A 4,604-nucleotide genomic window follows, 5' to 3' on the forward strand; every position below is an offset into this window, starting at 1 on the left:
CCGCCATCCTGCCATGATACAGCTCCTCGTTTCGCCGACCGCAAACGAGGAATCCCCCAACAACCCGTCCGTTCCACCAACTCGGTCTGCTCAATAAGCGCAGGTTTCATGGAATCGATCGTCTAGGCGAGATTATTAGAACGCGAACTTTCGGCAAGTTCCGCGCGTTTTTCTGAGGAGCTCCAGGGACCTCAGCTTCGCCAAGGAGGTCGCAAAGTCTATACTCGCTCAGCCCACAGTGACCATGCATGTCAAGCAGCTGAGACGGAAATCGGATTGCCGCCCTTTGGCCGCAATAGCAAGGAGGTGGCGCTGACGACTCCAGCGAGTGCTTCTATACGCACCCCATCCGCCTCGGCGAGTTGAAATCCGTCGAAGAAAACCGACCGAGCGCAGCATTTAAGCCTCAACTGGCGGTTCATTGCATCAATCAAGATTGAAAATTTCGTTACAGTCAGCGACAATACTGGCCGGCGAAGCACTCCGATGGAACGCGCCGCTTCGCCGACGAGGCGCACATTAGAGCTCAAACTCTTGCGCCCGGTTCCCTGAACGCCGCGAGACTTGGCATCGCCGACGCCCCACTTCACGTGCGGGCGTGGTGCTGCAGCGAAGAAAACGCAGGGGCTATACACGTAATGCCGACAGGAGGCGAGAATGCGCAACAGCTCCCATACTTTCCACCACGGTTCAGTAAAGTGCTGCGCGATATGCGGTGGAAAGTTCGGGTTGATCCGCTACTACTCTTGGCGAACGACCCTTTGCTCGAAGAAATGCGTCGACCGCTTCAAGGCGCGGCGGGATGCTGACCAAAAATGGCTTCGCTGGTTGCGGGCGGCTTAATGCATGGCACCGAGTACCAGGCAGTCTTTGAAGGGCAGTGCATTGAATATCATGCACAAGCTTCTTCGGGAAGTGCCTTAGCTGCCTTTTGGCAATGCCGGCAAGGCGCAAGAAGGTGGACAAAGACAGGCCATGCGGCACCGCAGAAGGTGGAGCGGAATAGGGATAATCCCGATGGCAGAAATTTATTTGTGTGCTCCCTTAAGCCTAATGGAATGCGGGTTATCAGCGCTCCCATCAGCTCGTAAAAGGCAATCGGAAGCAATATGACTTTGGCTGGAGGCCATATGATCTGCGGTCGCTGCGAGATCAGCGCGACCTCGAATGCCCGGATCGCTGACAAGACGTCGGACCGGAGTGGAGCATACTAACAGGCCCAGTTATGAAATTTATACTCGTGAATCATAGAACCCCGCGCGGCGACAGAACCTGCACCGAATGTTCTCAGTCCCCTCGATTTCATGGATCAACACAGCGGCGCGTGCCGGCGAGCCGTCTACGGCTGAGCGACCGCCCTCGGCTTAGGCTCGGCGGAGTCGTGGAGACCACGCCTCACTTCGGTGGTGAGTGCGGCTTTGAACTGGTTGGAGCTTGCTTCATGGCCAGCATCGGCGACCGAGCTGGCAACGCATTGACTATGTTGCTATGCAACTGGCGCTCACAGATATCACAAAGAGAAATTTTGCATTTTTATCGCAATGTGCGTCTCCTGTCGTCGCAAATGGAATTGCGCGATTGCTCAGAACCGACCTCAATTCAGCCGTTCGCCAGTTATCCTCGGCGAAGGATTTGAGGCAGTGTCGCAGATACACCCAACCGCTCGCACCTGTAGATAGCATAAGAGCGCGCGGCGGAGGAGCTACATCGCAAAGTCGCATCGCAGTGCGCAAGGGGGGCGGTCCAGTGGATTTTCGAAGTCATCGATGTCTCGAGCCAGCACGATGAGGTGCACTTGACGGCGCCAACTTCGAACAATTCAGCGCCTCGTTTGACCGTCAGCGTGACCCAACTAGCACGGCGGTGTTGAGGCAATTCGGTTTCAGGCAAAGTATGGCCTGATACTCTGGATTTGTCGCGCGTTGCCGAGCGCGCGATCGCGGTGCTGCATAGTCCAGTTCGATTCGAGAGCTCGGTCTAGCTGATCCGCGCGTTGATACGGGGAGGATTGTCAGATCGATCCCTTGTCGGCGTCCATTTGTTTGGAATCCTGCGTAAATGAACAAAAATCACTGAATTTCCGTGCCATCTGGATACTTGTTTCGCAAATACAGCAGCGGCCTTTCGAATAGAAGATGTCGTCCAAGACGGAGATTGCAAGTGAAGGTCGGTGTTCCCAAGGAAATCAAGACGCACGAATATCGCGTGGGCCTGACGCCGGGAGCCGTCCGCGAATATGTGGCCGCTGGCCACAGCGTGGTGGTCGAGACCAATGCCGGCGCCGGCATTGGCGCTACAGATGACAATTATCGCAAAGCTGGCGCAACGATTCTGGACTCCACGCACGAGGTCTTTGCATCGAGCGAGATGATCATAAAGGTCAAGGAGCCCCAGCCGTCCGAATGGACCCAGCTGCGAGAGAATCAGATCCTCTTCACTTATCTGCATCTGGCGCCGGACCCGGAGCAGGCCAAGGGCCTGCTAAAATCTGGGTGCACCGCAATCGCCTACGAAACCGTTACCGATGCGCATGGCGGTCTTCCGCTGCTTGCGCCGATGAGTGAGGTCGCGGGCAGGCTTGCGATCGAGGCGGCAGGTAGCGCCCTGAAGCGGTACGCCGGCGGGCGCGGACTATTGATCGGTGGCGTGCCCGGCGTCCAGCCGGCCCGCATCGTGGTGATTGGAGGCGGCGTTGTCGGTACGCATGCGGCACGAATGGCGGCGGGCTTGGGTGCCGAGGTCACTATCCTCGACCAGTCGATACCGCGGCTTCGTGAGCTAGATGAGCTGTTCGAAGGTCGCGTTCGTACCAGGTTTTCGACAATTGACGCCGTTGAGGAGGAAGTATTTGCGGCCGATGTTGTTGTCGGTGCGGTGCTCGTCCCCGGCGCGAGCGCGCCGAAACTGGTCAGCCGCGGCATGTTGAGCTCGATGCGCAAAGGCTCGGTGATCGTTGACGTCGCCATTGATCAAGGTGGCTGCTTTGAGACATCGCGTCCGACGACCCACGCCGATCCAACTTACGAGGTGGACGGCGTCATTCATTACTGCGTCGCCAATATGCCGGGGGCTGTCCCGCTCACCTCGAGCCAAGCCCTGAACAACGCCACGCTGCCATTTGGTTTGGCTCTCGCCAACAAGGGATTCGCAGCCGTGCTCGAAAACCCGCATCTGCGCGCAGGTCTCAATGTCTATCGGGGCCGCCTGACTTATAGGGCCGTAGCCGAAAGTCTCGGCCTGCCATTCTCACCGATCGAACAGGCTGCGGCCTGATCACAGAGGCCCGTTGAGGGCGTTTCCTCCCTGACTTGGTGGGCCACTCTTCGGAGTGGCCCTTTTTTGTGTGCCGAGTATGAACGACAGCTTGGGGGTGGAAGTCCTCTACCCAGCCTGATGGTGGCGAAGGGTTAGCGAAGCGCAAGGGCGTCATTGTGAGGTGGGGTCTGAAGAAAGCGTGGAGCAAATCCGCGACCCGATGGACAAGAACCGGATAACGAGGCCTACTCGACCGGAGGAGCGAGCAAATGATCGCGAAGTCCACAGCCATCGAGGGTCGGTGTGGTAAATTCGGCGGGTATGCGGAGAAGGCGGTCGGTCTTACCTCGGGAGGTCTGTGCTGTGTCTCGGCAACGAGACTGAGGGCGCCGCAAGGCGGCCTGACCGCAGCGCAGACGTCAGCAGAGGGCATATTAGGCGGCAGCGCGCCGCCGAAGGCCCGAACGGTGGAAGTGGTTAGTAGAGCAGTCGATCTCGCGCGAGCCATGCGGCAGAAGAATCAGGTTGAGCTGAACTCGGTCACCGGAGCGCAGGGTGAAGCCCAAAGCGCCGCCGTCCGAGAGACCGAAGTAAGCGCAGCGACGGCTGGTCTCGAACGCCCGGCGGTCGCAGGACCGTAGATGGAAGGAGTAATCGAGCGTGAGAATCTGAAGAAAGCGTTGGCGCAAGTGAAGCGCAACAAGGTACGGCAGGCGTCGACGGGATGACCGTCAGTGAGCTGCCGGCCTACCTGAAAGAGCACTGGCCTACGATCCGGGCCCGGTTGCTTGAGGGTGCCTACAAACCCCAGCCGGTACGGCGGGTGGAGATACCGAAGGCGTCGGGCGGCATGCGGCTGCTCGGCATTCCGACGCGCCGGGCATAATACACCTCATACAGTTTGCGTTGGGGATGGTGGGTCAAGATGGCTTGAAGTCGCAACCCATTTTCGGAGACGCCGGTCGACGTAATCGTCGATGGTGATTGCATATGGCGCATTCGGCTTGCGTTGCAGCGCCGAGACTATACCACGTTCGATCCAGTAATGGACGACCCACAGGCTGACGCCAAATCTCTCACAAACCTGGCTGACGTTCAACGTTCCGGCGGGAAGAGATGGGCCAGTGATACGATGCTTGTAGCGGATCCATCGAATCATGCTGACGGTGAACGGCCTGCCGGTCGAGCTTGTCTGGCCATTGCTTTTGAGTTGCGCGACGATTTCATGATCATCATGTAGTTCCGCCAGCGCGCGGATTTTGGCAACGAACTCATCGGGATAACGAACTGCTTCGGGGCGGTTCGGCCGCTGCCGGACCTCAATTGTCTCAGTAGCCCCACCTTGCCAG

Annotated in this window: 5 protein-coding genes; 3 read left to right on the forward strand and 2 right to left on the reverse strand. The window is 58.2% G+C overall.

Translation table 11 applies throughout. The features are described 5' to 3' along the window. Positions 1–251: 251 nt before the first annotated feature. The gene (locus CQ13_RS42635; protein ID WP_197427268.1) at positions 252–665 is read right to left on the reverse strand and encodes a hypothetical protein; all 414 of its coding nucleotides are present in this window, start codon (positions 663–665) and stop codon (positions 252–254) included. A gap of 1,495 nt (positions 666–2,160) precedes the next feature. Here CQ13_RS42635 and ald point away from each other — a divergent pair. The 3 genes from ald to CQ13_RS44275 all read left to right on the forward strand — a co-directional run bounded on the left by ald (position 2,161) and on the right by CQ13_RS44275 (position 4,141). Beyond that, positions 2,161–3,273 carry an alanine dehydrogenase gene (ald, locus tag CQ13_RS07305; protein ID WP_057842335.1) on the forward strand — a complete coding sequence of 371 codons (1,113 nt, stop codon included), beginning with the start codon at positions 2,161–2,163 and terminating at the stop codon, positions 3,271–3,273. A 251-nt stretch (positions 3,274–3,524) separates the two neighbouring features. Beyond that, positions 3,525–3,896, forward strand: coding sequence for a hypothetical protein (locus CQ13_RS44270; RefSeq protein ID WP_057842336.1), 372 nt, complete (start codon positions 3,525–3,527; stop codon positions 3,894–3,896). Between the two features lie 83 nt (positions 3,897–3,979). Continuing rightward, on the forward strand, positions 3,980–4,141 hold the full coding sequence (locus CQ13_RS44275) for a hypothetical protein (RefSeq protein WP_197427269.1): 162 nt from the start codon (positions 3,980–3,982) through the stop codon (positions 4,139–4,141). A gap of 6 nt (positions 4,142–4,147) precedes the next feature. On the opposite strand, the gene CQ13_RS44280 is transcribed toward CQ13_RS44275, so the two are convergent. Continuing rightward, positions 4,148–4,604 (reverse strand): hypothetical protein (locus CQ13_RS44280; protein ID WP_197427270.1); only part of this gene is annotated, 457 nt, incomplete at its 5' end.

It is taken from the genome of Bradyrhizobium retamae (assembly GCF_001440415.1).
GTDB lineage: Bacteria > Pseudomonadota > Alphaproteobacteria > Rhizobiales > Xanthobacteraceae > Bradyrhizobium > Bradyrhizobium retamae.